The organism is Poseidonocella sp. HB161398, assembly GCF_005870025.1.
GTDB lineage: Bacteria > Pseudomonadota > Alphaproteobacteria > Rhodobacterales > Rhodobacteraceae > Mangrovicoccus.
Genome location: NZ_VATA01000097.1, coordinates 1 through 15,872, shown reverse-complemented (window position 1 = coordinate 15,872; position 15,872 = coordinate 1). Strand labels below are relative to the sequence as shown.

Here is a 15,872-nt window from a genome sequence, read left to right as displayed (position 1 = left end):
CGATGATCTCAATGTCAGCCTGCCTGCGGCGCAGCGCGACTGACCAGCTCGGCCCGCTTGAAAGCGCGAGGCCCGCGGTGAGCTACACCACCTTTCGGGACATCATCCGCGTGCCATTTGCTTTCGCCTTCCAGCTTGATGCCAGTGCCATCGGCAAGCAGGCGCGCGGTGCGTCTGGACCCGCAATATGGAGGGTGATGCCCAAGGTTTTCTGCCGCTCCGGCAGATGCCGACGTCCGGCAACGCCCGGCCGGGACCCGGCAGTGCGAGGGCGCGTGCCGCGGCCCCGGCGGCCGCCGCAAGGGCATCGCGAAAGGGACCTTGATCGCAAGGCACGTTCGGATCGCTGTGTCGTCCGTGCGGGTTCGCGGTTGCGTCGTCCGGACGGCGCAGCTTTCCCCCTGCATCGAGGGACCGGATCCGGAGGACGGCGATCGACGCTGGGAAGGCGCCTGACAAGGCCCGCGCAAATCGGTGGTCCCGCCGGTCGTCTTGCGGGGTCTGCTCTGGCAGGGCAGCAAGCGCGTCGGTCTCGCGAGAAAGGTCCCCCGATTTTGGCGACAAGCCACGGGGCGGCCTGCATCGCGGGGTACTTGCCAGATCGGCGGCGCCTGTCCGGGATCGAGCCGGAGGGGCCGCGGCGCGGGGCCGCCTGATCCCTGGCGGCGATGTCCGGCTGACGGACGGGATTCCAGAAGCCGGGCGGACATTGCGCTCGTGCCATGGGCCGGCAATGCCGGGCTGCTTTGTGTGCCGGGGCTTGCAGATGCGCGGGGGCGGGCCGGGTCCAGAATGGTTTCCAGGCACGAGCCTGACGCTCTGCGACCTCTCGCCATTGGTCTGGAGGCAGGCAATCGCCGCTCCGGGAGCGCGGGCAGGGGCGTTGATCCCCAGCTGCCCTCCATCCGTTGCCAGCGGCCGGCGGATGACGCCTTGAAATCGGCAGGCGGCAAGATCCGGACCGGAGTCCGGGACGCCCTGAGACAGCTTTTTGCGAAATCCTGGACGCGCCGTCATTCGCCGCCGCCCCGAAAAGCGGCGGGACTGTTCAATTCATGGTCATTGCACGCCCGGATGCCGGGTCGGCCGAAAACTGCATATTGCATGAATAATTATATATTGCCGGACCCGGGCCCGGATGCAGAACTGCCCGCAAGTGCGAGTGGAATTCGAGACGATGGCAGACAGAGATACAGACTGGATCGGGCAGATCGGGCAGCAGGACCGCGCGCTTCGCGCCCTGGTGCGCCTGGCGCCGGACCTTCCCGCGGCGCGGCCCGCCGTGACGCTGGGCGTCAAGGACATCATCGATGTCGAAGGCCTGCCGACGGAATGCGCCTCGCCGATCTGCGAGGGCCGGATGCCCGCCAGGACCGCGGCCTGCGTGGCCTTTCTCGAGCGGGCAGGGGCCAGGGTGCTGGGAAAGACGGTCACGACGGAATTCGCGACGACCAAGCCGGGGCCGACCCGCAATCCGCTGAACCCGGCGCATTCGCCGGGCGGGTCGTCCTCGGGATCGGCGGCGGGCGTCGCGGCGGGAATGTTCGACTGGGCGCTGGGGACGCAGACCGCGGGCTCGGTGATCCGGCCGGCCGCCTTCTGCGGGATCGCGGGCTTCCTGCCCTCGGCGGGCTATATCCCGCGCGAGGGCGTGCGGATCATGTCGCCGACGCTCGACCGGGTCGGCGTCTTGGCGCGCGACATGGCCGGGATCGAGGCGATGCTGAAGGCCTTCCCGGCCTGGCGGCCGGAGCCGCTCCCGGACCGCCCGCTGAAGATCGCGCTCCTGCCGCTGCCGGTCTGGGACACGGCCGACGCGGCCACGCGCGCAACAGTGCTGGGCACGGCCGAGGCGCTCCGGGCCGCGGGCCACACGGTCGGGGAACTGCCGGATCCGGCGCCCTTCCTGGAGATGATGGACGCGCAGAAAACGGTCATGGGCTACGAGATCCCGCGGGCGCTGTCGCGCGAACTGGCGGAGCATCGCGATCTGCTGTCCGACGAGCTGCGGGATTTCTGCGATGCCTCGATGGCGATCCCGCAGGAGGCCCATGCCGCCGCGCTGGAGACCGCCGACCGCTTCCGGCTCTATTGCGGCGCGCTCTTCGCCGGCCATGACGCGGTGATCGGCCCGGCGGCCGCGGCGCTTGCGCCAGAGGGGCTCGGCTGGACCGGGGACCCGTTCGTCAACCGCATCTGGTCGCTGTCGAAACTGCCGGCGGCCTGCGTGCCGGGCGGGGCGGCGGCGAACGGGCTGAAGGCCTCCGTGCAGATCAACGCGGCGGCCGGGCGGGACGGCTTCCTCTGCGCGCTGGCCGCGCGGATCGAACCGCTCGCCGCGGCGGTCGCGCCCGGCTGAACATACCCCGGCAGGCTGGGCCGTCCCGCCGGAGCACTCCGACAACAACAATATCCGGCCCGCGTCACTCCAACAGCGAGGAACTGCAATGTCCTTCCTTTCCAAGATCGCCATGCCCGTGAAGGGGGCCGCCACGGCGGCCGCCATGGCCTGCCTGGCGCTGCCCGCCGCGGCGCAGGAATTCAAATGGACCGTCCAGACGGCCTATGCCTCGGGCGACGACCTGCACCTGACCTTCGTCCGGCTCGCCGAGATGATCGAGGAGATGTCCGGCGGCCGGCTGGTCATGGAGGTCAGCCCCGGCGGCGCCTTCGTCCCGGCCTTCGACGTGCTCGACGCGGTCAATGACGGCGTGATCGACGCGGCCGGGGGCGATGCCGACTACTGGGTCGGCAAGCATCCGGCGGGCAGCCTCTTTGCCTCGGCGCCGGGCTTCGGCATGCCCTCGATCGACCTGATGGGCTGGATGTACTACGGCGGCGGCAAGGAGCTCTTCGCCGAGTACATCAACGACACGCTGCAGATGACCAACACCGTGTCCTTCCTGCTCAGCCCGGCCCAGGCGCAGCCCTTCGGCTGGTTCGAGGAGCCGGTGACCTCGGCCGAAGACATCAAGGGCATGAAGTACCGCACGCCCGGCCTGCCGGTCGACGTGATGCGCGAAATGGGCGCGGCGGTGGTGACCGTGCCCGGCTCCGAGGTCGTGCCCTCGCTCGAGCAGGGCGTGATCGAGGCCGCGGAGTATTTCGGCCCGAAAGCCGACATGATCCTGGGCCTGCCGGATGTGCGCAAGATCTACATGATGCCGAGCTACCTGCAGCTGGGGCTGATCCAGAACTTCTTCGTCTCCAAGGAGCGCTGGGACGAGCTGCCCGACGACCTGAAGGCGATCGTCACCTATGCCGTCATGGCGGAGTCGGCCGATTTCTACTGGAAGGGGCTCGACGAGAACTCCAAGGCCCTGGCGCAGATGGAAACCGAGATGGGCGTGAAGGTCACCGAGACCCCGCGCGACGTGATGGAGGCGCAGCTTGTCGCCTGGTCCGCCGTTCTCGACCGCTATGCCGAGCAGGACGCGTTCTTCGCCAAGGTGCTGGACAGCCAGCAGGCCTTTGCCGAGCGGGTCGTGCCGCTGAAGGCGCGGATCAACCCGCCGGCGGATATCGCGCTGAAGCATTTCGGCTTCGAATGATCACGAGCGGAGGACGGCCCGCTCCGTCCTCCGTCCGAACGGCAGGCAAGGACCCGACATGGCAGCCGAAGACGACGACGCGCTCCTGCGCGCGCTCAAGCAGGACGAGGACCTTCCGGATCTGGAGCAGATGCGCAAGGCGGTCCCCAACATCCCCGATCCCTGGCGCGGCATCGTGATGAAGATCGACCGCTTCGCCGATCTCTACGGGCATGCGCTGAGCTGGCTGGTGCTGGCGCTGGTCGCGATCGTGGTGATGGAGGCGATCCGCCGCTACGCGTTCAACAATCCCAGCATCTGGGCCTATGACCTCAGCTACATGCTCTACGGCACGATCTTCATGCTGGGGGCGGGGACGACGCTGCGCTTCGGCGGGCATATCCGCACCGACCTGTTCTTCAAGGACTGGTCGCCGCGCACCCAGGCGGGGGTCGACCTGGTGTTCTACGTGCTCCTGTTCTTCCCGGGGCTGTTCTTCTTCTTCTGGGCCGGCTTCGACAAGGCGCTGAGCTCCTTCATGATTTCCGAGCGCGCCTCGGCGAGCTTCTGGCGGCCGATCCTGTGGCCCTACCGCGCGGTCATTCCGGCCACCGCGCTCCTCCTGATGATCCAGGGCGTGTCGGAGGTCATCAAGGCCGTGTTCCAGTTCCGCAGCGGAGAGCCTGCATGAGTTTCGGCGTCATCCTCGGCTTCGTCCAGCTGGCCTCGCTGCTGGTCGGCATCTTCGCGGGCTTCCCGATCGCCTTCACGCTGATCGTGCTGACCGTGTTCTTCGGCTATCTCGGCCTCGGCGACCGCGCCTTCGACCTGATGGTCTACCAGGCCTGGGGCGTGATGGGGACCGAGACGCTGGCCGCCGTGCCGCTCTTCGTCTTCATGGGCTACATCCTCGAGCAGGCGGGCATCATGGAGCGGCTCTTCAAGGGCTTCCAGTTCACTCTCGCGAGGGTGCCGGGCGCGCTCTATATCGGCGTGCTGCTGACCTCGACGATCTTCGCCACGGCCACCGGCATCATCGGCGCCTCGGTGACGCTGATCGGCATGCTCGCCGCACCGGTCATGACCAAGTCGAACTACGATCCGGCCCTGTCCGCGGGCACGATCACCGCGGGCGGCACGCTCGGCATCCTGATCCCGCCCTCGGTGATGCTGGTGGTGCTCGGGCCCGTCGTCGGCGTCTCGATCCCCAAGCTCTTCGCCGCCTGCATCCTGCCGGGGCTGCTGATCACCGGGCTCTTCCTCGCCTACACGCTGATCCGCTGCTGGATCAATCCCTCCCTCGGCCCGGCCCTGCCCGAAGCCGAACGCCCGGAAAGCTGGAAGGTCGCGCTGAAGGAGCTGATCGTCGGCATGACGCCGATGCTGGTTCTGATCGGCGCGACGCTGGGCAGCATCCTGACGGGCGTCGCCACGCCGACGGAGGGCGCGGGCATGGGCGCGGCCGGCGCACTGATCCTGACGATCCTCTACGGCCGCTTCACCCTGCCGCGGCTGCGCATGGCGCTCTACCAGACGGTCATCGTCTCCTCGATGATCCTCTTCCTGCTCCTGGCCTCCAACATGTTCGGCGCGGTGTTCAACCGGCTGGGCACCGGTCCCTGGATCGCCAACCTGCTGGTCAGCTGGGACCTGCCGCCCTTCGGCGTGGTGCTGGCGCTGATGGTCGTGGTCTTCCTTCTGGGCTGGCCGCTGGAATGGGCGCCGATCGTCTTCATCTTCCTGCCGATCTTCCTGCCCATCGTGCAGCAGGCCGGGCTGAACCTCCTGTGGATCAGCGCGCTGGTGGCGGTGAACCTGCAGACCGCCTTCCTGTCGCCGCCAGTGGCGATGGCGGCCTACTATCTCAAGGCGGTGGCGCCGCAATGGCACCTGAAGGAGATCTATTCGGGCATGTTCCAGTTCGTCGGCCTGCAGGTGATCGCGCTGATCCTCGTGCTGGCCTTCCCGGCGATCGCGCTCTGGCTGCCGTCGGTGATGTTCGACTGACCCGCGCCCTGCCGTCCCGCTGAGGGGCGGCAGGGCCGTCTTCTGCCGCCAGCGCATCTGGCCGGATGCGCCGCGCTGACACGTCCCTCCGCGTCATGAGGGAATGCCGTATTCCGCATTTCGCGGCGGCGCCGAATGCGGCCGTCCCGGCGCGGGCTGCATTCTTCCCGCAGGAAGGCGGCGATCCGGTTCCGGACGGTCCCGATCCCCTCATGCCATATAGCGCTCTCGTGCCGGCGGGGGGCGGCGCCGTGATCGACCAGTGGAGGGACATTGCGCGAGCGTCCGCGCCGCAGAGGTCCGTTCTGGCGCGGGCTCCGGGCCCTATGGGCACGGCTTGCGCGTCATCCGCTCCGGGATCGGCAAAGGCAGCACGCCCGCTGACGGCGCGGTCTGCACGCCTCCACCCATCTTCCGCCATGGCGCATGCCTGCGCTTGCACCGGCTTCGTTCCCGCCCCGCGGCGCGGCGCTTGCCCATGCCATCTGCGGCCAGCGGCGCGAAATTGCGCAGCGGCGCCGGAAGGCTCCGGCAGGCGGCCGCTTTTCCCGCAGAGAGCTTTACAGGTGCCGCCGAATCTGCCTAGCGTTCAGGTAAACCAGTTTACTAAATCGGTTTACTGACAGAATGTGCGGCTTTGGGAAGGGTGGCATGGCAAATCTGCAGGATGTGGCCAAGGCGGCGAATGTGTCGAAGACCACGGTCTCGCGCTACCTGAACGGCTCGCTCGAGCTGCCCGACAGGACCGCCGAGGCCATCAATGCCGCCATCAAGGCGCTGAACTACGTGCCGAACCCGCATGCGCGCCGCCTCAGCCTGGGGCGCTCGGACACGATCGCTCTGGTCGTGCCCGATATCGCCACGCCGTTCTTTGCCATGTTCGTCGCGGCGGTGGAGGCCGAGGCCGACCGCCGCGGGCTGTCTCTGGCGCTGCATGCGACGCTGAACCGGCCGGACCGGGAAATGTCCTATCTCGACAAGATCCGGCAGGGGCATGCCGACGGGCTGATCTTCATCACCAACCATGCGGGCAACGACGCGCTGGCCGCGAAGATCAGCGCCGCCGGCCCCTGCGTCGTGGTCGACGAGGACGTGGCCGGAGCGCAGGTGCCCAAGCTCTTCTGCGATAACGAGGAGGGCGGCGCGCTGGCCGGGCGCCATCTGGCGGCGGCCGGGCACCGGCACGTGCTCTTCATCGGCGGCGTCGACCAGATGATCAGCGGCGCCCGGCGCTATGCCGGCTTCGCGCGCGGCATGCGCGAGCTGGCGGGCGAGGGCGCCCGGATCGAGCGGGTCTGCGGACCCTATACGGTCGAGGCCGGCCGGGCCGCCGCGCAGGCCTTCGCCCAGCGGGGCGCGGACCGGCCGACCGCGATTTTCGCCACCTCCGACGAGCTGGTCACCGGGCTCTACGAGGTCCTGCGCGAGGCCGGGCTTGCCGTGCCGCGCGACGTCTCCGTGGTGGGCTTCGACGATGTCGGCCCGCTCCATCTCTTCGCACCGGCCGTGACAGCGGTGCGTCAGCCGGTCCGCGACCTGGGCAAGCGCGCCCTCGAGCTCCTGCTCGACCGCCGGCCGGAGGACACTGCAAAGCTCCCGCCAGAGGAGCTGCTTCCTGTCACGCTGATCGAGCGGAACTCGGTTGCGCCGCCGATCTGACAAGACTGACGCGACTTCCAACAGCGAGGACACGACATGCATTCCCGTATCACGCGCCGCACTCTCGGCGTGCTCCTGACCTCCTCCATCCTCGGCGCCGCGGCGCTGCCTGCCGCCGCGCAGGAGGAGAAGACCATCGCCCTGGTGCAGATCAACCAGCAGGCGCTGTTCTTCAACGAGATGAACCGCGGGGCCCAGGAGGCGGCCGAGAAGGCCGGCGTCAAGCTGGTGATCTTCAACGCCAACAACGACTCCGCCGCGCAGAACAGCGCGATCGAGACCTATATCCAGGAAGGCGTCGACGGGCTGGCCGTGGTCGCCATCGACGTCAACGGCATCATGCCGGCGGTCGAGCAGGCCGATGCGGCGGGCATCCCGGTGGTCGCCATCGACGCGATCCTGCCCGAGGGCCCGCAGAAGGCGCAGATCGGCGTCGACAATGCCAAGGCGGGGGCCGATCTTGCGGCCTATTACAACGAGCACATGGAGGGCGCCTCGAAGCTCGGCATCGTCGGCGCGCTGAACTCCTATATCCAGAATGTCCGCAAGGACGGGTTCGAGGAGGCGCTCGACGCCGGGAACGTGACCGTCGCGGGCACGGTCGACGGCCAGAACATCCAGGACGTGGCGCTCGGCGCGGCCGAGAACCTGATCACCGCGAACCCGGATCTGACCTCGATCTACGCGACCGGCGAGCCCGCGCTGATGGGCGCCATCGCGGCCGTGTCGAGCCAGGGCAAGCAGTCGGATGTCGCGATCTACGGCTGGGACCTGACCGCGCAGGCGATCGACGCGATCGACGAGGGCTATCTCAAGGCGGTAATCCAGCAGGATCCGGCCGGCATGGGCGCTGCCGCGGTCGATGCGCTGGTGGCGCTCTCCGAAGGCGGCGAGGTCGAGAGCGAGATCTCGGTGCCGGTGACCATCGTCACGCAGGAGAATGTCGGCGACTTCCGCTCGCTGTTCGAATGACCATGGCAGCGACAGAAATGACAGGGGAGGGGAGGGGGCAGGCCCCCCTCCCGGCCGCGCCGATCCTGCGGCTGACGGGCATCCGCAAGACCTTCGGCTCGCACCAGGCGCTGCGCGGGGTCGATCTGGACATCCGTCCCGGCGAGTGCCTCGGCCTGATCGGCGACAACGCGGCGGGCAAGTCGACGCTCTCGAAGGTGATCTCCGGCACTTATGTCCCCGACGAGGGCGAGATCGAGATGGATGGCCGCAAGGTCCGCTTCGCCACTCCCTCGGAGGCGCGCGATTTGCATATCGAGATGGTCTACCAGGATCTCTCGCTCTGCGACCATGTCGACGTGGTCGGCAATCTCTTCCTCGGGCGCGAGCTGAAGCGGGGGCCGTTCCTCGACCAGAAGCGCATGCTGGCCGAGGCCGCGAAGATGCTCGCCGCGCTGGAGATCCGCATCCCGCGGCTGACCGCCAAGGTCGAGAAGCTCTCGGGCGGGCAGCGCCAGGCCATCGCGATCGCCCGGGCCGCCAGCTTCGAGCCCAAGGTGCTGATCATGGACGAGCCGACCTCCGCGCTCGCCGTGGCCGAGGTCGAGGCGGTGCTGGCGCTGATCAACCGCGTCAAGGCGCGCGGCGTCGCCGTGGTGCTGGTCACCCACCGGATGCAGGACCTGTTCCGCGTCTGCGACCGGGTGGCGGTCATGTACGAGGGCACCAAGGTGGCCGAGCGCGCCATCGGCGACACCAACCTGCAGGAACTGGTCGACCTCATCGTCGGCAAGGGAGGCCACTGATGGCAACCTATACCGAGCGGCAGGCCGGCTCGAAACTGGCGGATTTCATTTCCGAACATGCGCAGGTGCTGTCCATCGCGCTGTTCTTCGCGCTCTGCATGCTGTTCTTCGGCAGCATGACCACGACCTTCCTGACGGGGGGCAACCTCTTGAACGTGCTGCGCCAGGCGGCGCCGATCCTCGTGGTGGCGGTGGCCATGACGCTGGTGATCGCGACCTCGGGCATCGACCTTTCGGTCGGCTCCATGGTGGCGCTGATCAACGCGCTGGCGGCGATCGTCATGGCCGCGGGGCTGGGCTGGCCGGCGACGATCGTGCTGATGCTGGTCGCCGGGGCGCTGATCGGCGGCGTGCAGGGCTGGTTCATCTCCTACCAGGGCATCCCGGCCTTCATCGTCACGCTGGCGGGTCTGTCGATCCTGCGCGGCGTCGCGCTCTACATGACGGAAGGCTACTCGATCCCGATCCGCGATGCCGACGGCTTCTTCTGGCTCGGCCGGGGCACGATCGGCGGCTTTCCGGTGCCCGCGCTGATCGCCATTCTCGTCGCCATCCTCGGCTTCGTCGTCATGCTGCGGACCCAGTACGGGCGGCAGGTGATCGCGGTCGGCTCGAACATGGAGGCGGCGCGCCGCGTCGGCATGCCCGCCAAGAAGGTGCTGGCCTCCGTCTACGTGGTCTCGGGGCTGGCCTGCGCGGTGGCGGGCATGCTGATCGCCGCGCGGCTGGGCTCGGGCTCGTCGAACGCGGCCCAGGGCTTCGAGCTGCAGGTGATCGCGGCCGTCGTGCTCGGCGGCACCTCGCTGATGGGGGGCAAGGCCTCGATGACCGGCACCGTGCTGGGGACCATGACCATCGCGGTGATCGGCAACGGGCTGATCCTGATGCATATCTCGCCCTTCTTCACCCAGATCGTCACCGGCACGATCATTCTTGTCGCCATCTGGATGAACACCAGGCTGTTCGACCGCAACTGGCGCTTTGCCCGGAGGAAATCCGCATGAGCGAGCTGTCTCCCTGCCACACCGGCTCGGGCCTGGTGATGACCGTGGACGGGCCGATCCCCTCGGACCGGCTCGGCCACACGCTGATGCACGAGCATCTGCAGAACGACTGCCGCTGCTGGTGGAACCCGCCGAAGGAGCCCGGGCGCGCCCATCTGGCCGAGGCCGAGATCAGCATCGAGCTGCTCTCCGAGCTGCGCCAGGACCCGTTCGTCAACAAGCACAACATTGCGCTCGACGATGTCGAACTGGCCATCGAGGAGGTGAAGGCCTTCGCCGCGGCTGGCGGGCAGAGCATCGTCGATCCGACCTGCCGCGGCATCGGCCGCGACCCGCTGAAGCTGCGCCGCATCGCGGCCGGAAGCGGCGTGCAGGTGGTGATGGGGGCAGGCTACTACCTGGCCTCCTCGATGCCCGAAGCTGTGGCGGCGCTCAGCGCGGACGACATCGCCGACGAGATCGTCGCCGAGGCGCTGACCGGGGTCGACGGCACGGACGCGCGGATCGGGCTGATCGGCGAGATCGGCGTCTCCTCCGACTTCACCGCCGAGGAGGAGAAATCCCTGCGCGGCGCGGCGCGGGCGCAAGTGCGCACCGGCCTGCCGCTGATGGTGCACCTGCCGGGCTGGTTCCGGCTGGCGCACAGGGTGCTCGACATCGTCGAGGAGGAGGGGGCCGACCTGCGCCACACGGTGCTGTGCCACATGAACCCCTCGCACATGGACCCGGTCTACCAGGCGACGCTGGCGCAGCGCGGCGCGTTTCTCGAATTCGACATGATCGGGATGGACTTCTTCTATGCCGACCAGGGCGTGCAGTGCCCCTCGGATGACGAGGTGGCGCGGGCGATCATGGGGCTGGTCGAGGCCGGGTTCCTCGACCGTGTCCTGCTGTCCCACGACGTCTTCGTGAAGATGATGCTGACCCGCTACGGCGGCAACGGCTACGCCTTCGTGACCCGGCATTTCCTGCCGCGGCTGCTGCGCCACGGGATCGACCCGGCCGCGCTCGGCACGCTGATGGTCGAGAACCCGCGCCGCGTCTTCGACGCGACGATCTGACGATATCCTGAAAGGACGACGACATGAGCACCAAGGTACTTCTGGTGGGCGAAAGCTGGACGACCTCGGAAACCCACTACAAGGGCTTCGACCAGTTCGGCTCGGTGCATTTCCACACCGGGGCCAAGCCGCTGCTGGACGCCCTGGCGGGCAGCGCGTTCGAGGTCGACTACATGACCGCCCATGAGGCCGCCGAGGGCTTCCCCTTCGAGATCGGCGGGCTCGACGGCTATGACATCATCATCCTGTCGGATATCGGCGCCAACACCTTCCTGCTGCCGCCCGATGTCTGGCTGCGCTCGAAATGCGTCCCGAACCGGCTGCGGATGCTGAAGGACTGGGTGGCCAAGGGCGGCAGCCTGATCATGATGGGCGGCTATTTCTCCTTCCAGGGCATCGACGGCAAGGCGCGCTGGCGCAAGACGGCGGTCGAGGACACGCTGCCGGTCACCTGCCTGCCCTGGGACGACCGCGTCGAGATCCCCGAGGGCGCCGTGGCCGAGATCACCGCGCCGGAGCATCCGGTGATGGAAGGGCTGACGGGGGTGGCCTGGCCGCCGATCCTGGGTGTCAACGAGGTGGAGCTGCGCGAGGGCGCCGAGCTGGTCGCCAAGCTGCCGGACGACCAGGGCGGCCATCCGCTGCTGGTGCTGGGCCGCCACGGGGCAGGGCGCACCGCCGCCTGGACCTCGGATATCGGCCCGCACTGGCTGTCGCCCGATTTCTGCGACTGGGAAGGCTATGCCCGTCTGTGGAAGAATGTGCTCGGCTGGCTTGCCGCGCGCTGAGGGCGGGCCCGCGGCGCGCGGCGGGCGCCCGGGCTCAGCTGGCGAGGATCGCCGCCATTCCGGCTTGGTCCGGGAAGGCGGCGACGGTGCCGGGCCGGGACACGGTATGCGCCGCGGCGCGCGCGCCATGGGCCAGCGCCCGGGCATCCAGCGCCCCGCCGCGCAGCATCGCAGAGGCCAGCGCCACCGCCATGAAGCAGTCGCCCGCGCCGGTCGTGTCGACCACCTCGCAGGGCTCGGCCGGCACGTCGCTGCGCCCCGCCTGCCGGATCAGCGCCGCACCGCGCCCGCCGAGCGTCAGCACCACGTCGCTTGCGCCCCCGGCCAGCAGCCGCTCCACCCCGCCGAGCGCCTCCGCCTCGCCCTCGTTGACGAAGGCCATGTCGACCAGCGGCCAGAGCGTGGCGAAATAGTGCTGCAGCGGCGAGGGGTTGAGCGCGGTCCGCATGCCCAGGCCGCGGGCATGGCGCAGCGCCGCCGCGGTGGTCTCGGCCGAAAGGTTGCCCTGCATCACCAGGAGATCGCCCGCCGCCGCCCCGTCGAGCGCGGCGCGCGCCTCTGCCGGGCTCAGCGCCGAGGCGGCCTCGCGCGTGGTGATGACCGCGTTCTCGCCGGCCTCTGCCATGAGGATGATCGAGTAGTCCGTGGCGACACCCTCGAGCGCCGCCAGCCGGATCTCGAGCGGTTCCGCCGCCAGCCGGCCGGCGATCTCGCTGCCGCGCTCGTCCCGTCCGACCGCCGCGGCGAAGGTGCAGCCGAGCCCGGTCCGCGCCATGGCCACCGCCTGGTTCGCGCCCTTGCCGCCGAGATCGCGCGACAGGGTGCTGCCGAAGATCGATGCCCCCGGCTGGGGGAAATCCGCGATGGAGAGCGTCTCGTCCAGTGCCGCGTTGCCGATGACGTAGGCTTTCATCGCCCGTTCCTTCCTATTTGAGAGGTCCCGACATGCAGCTCATCTCCGACCGCCCGGCCGGCGCGATAAGAGATATCTTCGGACGCGGCAAGGTGCTGATCGGCATGATCCACTGCCCGCCCTTTCCGGGCGCGCCGCGCTATCGCGGCGAAACGCTCGACGCCATCTACGACGCCTGCCTGCGCGATGCCGAGCGGCTGGTCGAGGGCGGCCTGCACGGGCTGATCGTCGAGAACCACGGCGACATCCCCTTCTCCAAGCCCGCCGATATCGGGCCCGAGACCCCGGCCTTCCTGTCGGTTGTCACCGACCGGATCAAGCGCGCCTTCGGCGTGCCCATGGGCGTCAACGTGCTGGCCAATGCGCCGCTCCCGGCGCTGGCCACCGCGGTGGCGGGCGGCGCGGAATTCATCCGGGTGAACCAGTGGGCCAATGCCTATGTCGCCAACGAGGGCTTCATGGAGGGCCGCGCCGCCGAGGCGCTGCGCTACCGCTCGCTGCTGCGCGCCGAGCGGGTGAAGATCTTCACCGACGCCCATGTGAAGCATGGCAGCCACGCCATCGTCGCGGACCGCTCCATCCCCGAGCTGGCCCGCGATCTCGCCTTCTTCGACAGCGACGGCATCATCGCCACCGGCCAGCGCACCGGCAACAGCGCCACGATCGGGGAGATCGAGGAGATCGGCGGCGCGACCCATCTGCCGCTGCTGGTCGGCTCGGGCGTGACCGAGGGCAATATCGCCGAGATCCTCAAGCGCACCAATGGCGTGATCGTCGCCTCCTCGCTGAAGGAGGGCGGCGTCTGGTGGAACCCGGTCGATCCGGCACGGGTGACAAGCTTCGTCGCCGCGGCGCAGGAGGGGCTCGATGGCTGAACTGCTCACCGACCGCATCCTGGCGGAGAACGCGCAGGACTTCGAGGCGATGGTCTCGCACCGCTTCGTGCGCGACATCGCAGCCGGCCGCCTGTCGCCCGGGGTCTTCGACCGGTACCTGCTGATCGAGGGCGCCTTCGTCGAGACCGCCATCGCGATCTTCGGATATGCGGTGGCGAAAGCCCCGGATCTCGGCGACCGGCGCAAGCTGATCGGATCCCTCGATGCGCTAGCCAATGAACAGATGCCCTATTTCGAGGCCGCCTTCGCGCGCCGCGGCATCAGCCCCGACCCCGGGCTGCAGGCCGAGCCGCGCGTCGCCGCCTTCCGGGAAGGCATGCTGGAGATCGCCCGCGAGGGAGACTTCACCGCGATCGTCACCGCCATGTTCGCCGCCGAATGGATGTACTGGACCTGGTGCCGCGCCGTGCAGGACGCGCCGATGGGCGATCCGATGGTCCGCGACTGGGTCGGGATGCATGCCGCCCCGGGCTTCGCCGCGCAGGCGCGCTGGCTGCGCGACCGGCTCGACGCGCTGGGGCAGGGCATGACGCAGGCGCAGCGCGACGAGGCGGTGCGGGTCTTCGGCCATGTGCAGCGGCTCGAGATCGGGTTCCATGCCGCCGCCTATCCCGCCGACGAAATCAGCGCGGCGTAGATCTCGACCGCTTCGGCCAGCCGCGACAGGCGCACGTATTCGTCGGTGCCATGCGGCTGGTCCATCGAGCCGGGCCCGAGGATCATCACCGGCGGTTCGCCGAGCGCGGGCTTCAGGATCGAGGCATCGGTGAAATAGGTCGCGCAGGAGAGGCGGTCCGCCTGCCCGGTGACCGCGCGCGCCGTCGCGGCGGCCGCGGCGAACCAGGGATCCTCCGGATCGGTCCAGACGGCGGGCAGGTCGAGCAGGGTCTCGATGCGGATGCCGTCGTCGCAGAGCGCCCGGATGGCGTCGCGCAGCGCGGCATGGGTGATCCCCTCCACCGAGCGCAGGTCGACGGCCAGCTCGCAGAGATCGGGCACCGAGTTGACGTTGATCCCGGCGCGGATCGTGCCGAGATTGCAGGTGGCCGCGCCCATCTGCGGATGCCGGACCGCGGGGTCGAAGGCGCAGAGCCGCGCGAGCGTGGGGGCCATGGCGGCGATGGCGTTGACCCCGAGCGCGGGCGTCGCCCCATGTGCGGTGCGACCCTCGGCGGCGAGCTTCAGCCAGAGCGCGCCCTTGTGCCCGCAGAGCGGCTGGTTGTCGGTGGATTCGCCGACGACGATCGCGCCGGCCTTAGGCAAGGCGCCTGCTTCGGCAAGCCAGCGCGCGCCGTCGCAGCCGGTCTCTTCGCCCGCCGTCAGGATGATCCCGGTGCCTGCATCGCAGGACGCCCGCGCCGCAGCCACCAGGAAGGCCGCGACGCCGCCCTTCATGTCGCTGCTGCCGCGCCCGTAGAGCCTGCCATCCACGACCCGGCCCTCATGGGGCGGCTGCGTCCAGGGCGCGCGGCCGAGCGGGACGGTGTCGAGATGGCCGGAGAACACGAGCCCGCCCTCCGGGCCGCGCTGCGCGACCAGGCTGCTGCGGCCTTCGCCATGCTCGGTCAGGCGGCAGTCGAAGCCGATGCTGGCGAGCAGCTCCGCGCAATAGCGCATCGCCTCGGCCTCGCGTCCCGGCGGGTTGATGGTGTCGAAGGCGACCAGCTTGCGCGTCAGCGCTTCGATATCCGACAGCGCCTCGGCGGGCGTCCCGGCGCCGGTCATGTCCGGCGCGCCCCGGGGCTTGCCGGCGCGGTCGATTTTCGGCGGGTCTTCTGGTCCATGTCATCCTCCGGTTCGGTCATGCCGCGCGGTGGCGCGACCCGTAGCCTTGCGGAAGACTTGAAGGCTCCGGTCCGCTTAGTAAACCGGTTTATGCCGCGTCTTGAGCTGCATTTCCTATCCTTCGGGCGCGATGCCCGGAATCTCATCAGGCCAGCAGAGCGAGCCGCCGCCGCCGAACGGTCGGCAACCCGCCGGGACCGAGCCGCTGCCCAGAGCTGCGGTGCCTTCCAGCCAGGACATGCTGTCTGGTCGGCATAGCGTCCCGGATCGAAACGGGACGAGTCGCCTTGGCACAGGGGTTCCTTCCGTTCGCGGGAGGTTCGGCGACTTGCGGAGGGCCAGAGCGCAGACCGCGTCAGTTCTCGGGCGCAATTAAGAAGCCCGACTCGGCTGCCGCTGCGCCCTTGTCCCGAGGCCGGCCGGATCGGGCCAGTCCTCTATTCTGAAGCGGTCGCGCATGTGACCCGGCCGG

Annotated in this window: 14 protein-coding genes; 12 read left to right on the top strand and 2 right to left on the bottom strand. The window is 69.1% G+C overall.

Features of this window, described 5'->3' with window-relative positions:
- Window positions 1-1,177: 1,177 nt before the first annotated feature.
- From FGX59_RS33620 to FGX59_RS33575, 10 genes are all read left to right on the top strand, one after another.
- A complete protein-coding gene (locus FGX59_RS33620) occupies window positions 1,178-2,359 on the top strand; it encodes an amidase (protein ID WP_138472678.1) in 1,182 nt (393 codons plus the stop codon).
- A gap of 88 nt (window positions 2,360-2,447) precedes the next feature.
- Window positions 2,448-3,551: a TRAP transporter substrate-binding protein gene (locus FGX59_RS33615; protein ID WP_138472676.1), complete on the top strand. Its 1,104-nt coding sequence runs from the start codon at window positions 2,448-2,450 to the stop codon at window positions 3,549-3,551.
- Window positions 3,552-3,609: 58 nt separating this feature from the next.
- The gene (locus FGX59_RS33610) at window positions 3,610-4,221 is read left to right on the top strand and encodes a TRAP transporter small permease subunit (protein WP_138472674.1); all 612 of its coding nucleotides are present in this window, start codon (window positions 3,610-3,612) and stop codon (window positions 4,219-4,221) included.
- On the top strand, window positions 4,218-5,537 hold the full coding sequence (locus FGX59_RS33605; RefSeq protein ID WP_138472672.1) for a TRAP transporter large permease subunit: 1,320 nt from the start codon (window positions 4,218-4,220) through the stop codon (window positions 5,535-5,537). The genes FGX59_RS33610 and FGX59_RS33605 overlap by 4 nt, the downstream gene beginning before the upstream one ends.
- A gap of 651 nt (window positions 5,538-6,188) precedes the next feature.
- The gene (locus FGX59_RS33600) at window positions 6,189-7,196 is read left to right on the top strand and encodes a LacI family DNA-binding transcriptional regulator (RefSeq protein ID WP_138472670.1); all 1,008 of its coding nucleotides are present in this window, start codon (window positions 6,189-6,191) and stop codon (window positions 7,194-7,196) included.
- 36 nt (window positions 7,197-7,232) lie between these two features.
- The gene (locus tag FGX59_RS33595; RefSeq protein WP_138472668.1) at window positions 7,233-8,168 is read left to right on the top strand and encodes a substrate-binding domain-containing protein; all 936 of its coding nucleotides are present in this window, start codon (window positions 7,233-7,235) and stop codon (window positions 8,166-8,168) included.
- A gap of 17 nt (window positions 8,169-8,185) precedes the next feature.
- A complete protein-coding gene (locus FGX59_RS33590; RefSeq protein ID WP_240722835.1) occupies window positions 8,186-8,953 on the top strand; it encodes an ATP-binding cassette domain-containing protein in 768 nt (255 codons plus the stop codon).
- Window positions 8,953-9,957, top strand: a complete 1,005-nt coding sequence (locus tag FGX59_RS33585; protein WP_138472664.1) for an ABC transporter permease — start codon at window positions 8,953-8,955, stop codon at window positions 9,955-9,957. The genes FGX59_RS33590 and FGX59_RS33585 overlap by 1 nt, the downstream gene beginning before the upstream one ends.
- A complete protein-coding gene (locus FGX59_RS33580) occupies window positions 9,954-11,018 on the top strand; it encodes a phosphotriesterase (RefSeq protein WP_138472662.1) in 1,065 nt (354 codons plus the stop codon). The genes FGX59_RS33585 and FGX59_RS33580 overlap by 4 nt, the downstream gene beginning before the upstream one ends.
- Window positions 11,019-11,041: 23 nt before the next feature.
- Window positions 11,042-11,806 carry a glutamine amidotransferase gene (locus tag FGX59_RS33575; RefSeq protein ID WP_138472660.1) on the top strand — a complete coding sequence of 255 codons (765 nt, stop codon included), beginning with the start codon at window positions 11,042-11,044 and terminating at the stop codon, window positions 11,804-11,806.
- Window positions 11,807-11,840: 34 nt separating this feature from the next.
- On the opposite strand, the gene FGX59_RS33570 is transcribed toward FGX59_RS33575, so the two are convergent.
- On the bottom strand, window positions 11,841-12,719 hold the full coding sequence (locus tag FGX59_RS33570) for a PfkB family carbohydrate kinase (protein WP_138472658.1): 879 nt from the start codon (window positions 12,717-12,719) through the stop codon (window positions 11,841-11,843).
- 32 nt (window positions 12,720-12,751) lie between these two features.
- Here FGX59_RS33570 and FGX59_RS33565 point away from each other — a divergent pair, with 32 nt between their 5' ends.
- Together FGX59_RS33565 and FGX59_RS33560 are read left to right on the top strand one after the other, a co-directional pair.
- The gene (locus FGX59_RS33565; protein ID WP_138472656.1) at window positions 12,752-13,594 is read left to right on the top strand and encodes a BtpA/SgcQ family protein; all 843 of its coding nucleotides are present in this window, start codon (window positions 12,752-12,754) and stop codon (window positions 13,592-13,594) included.
- Window positions 13,587-14,252: a TenA family protein gene (locus tag FGX59_RS33560; RefSeq protein WP_138472654.1), complete on the top strand. Its 666-nt coding sequence runs from the start codon at window positions 13,587-13,589 to the stop codon at window positions 14,250-14,252. Before FGX59_RS33565 ends, FGX59_RS33560 begins: the two co-directional genes overlap by 8 nt.
- Here the strand turns inward: FGX59_RS33560 and FGX59_RS33555 are convergent.
- On the bottom strand, window positions 14,222-15,340 hold the full coding sequence (locus tag FGX59_RS33555; RefSeq protein WP_138472653.1) for a M20 family metallopeptidase: 1,119 nt from the start codon (window positions 15,338-15,340) through the stop codon (window positions 14,222-14,224). The two genes, FGX59_RS33560 and FGX59_RS33555, sit on opposite strands and share 31 nt — an antisense overlap.
- Between the last annotated feature and the right edge of the window lie 532 nt (window positions 15,341-15,872).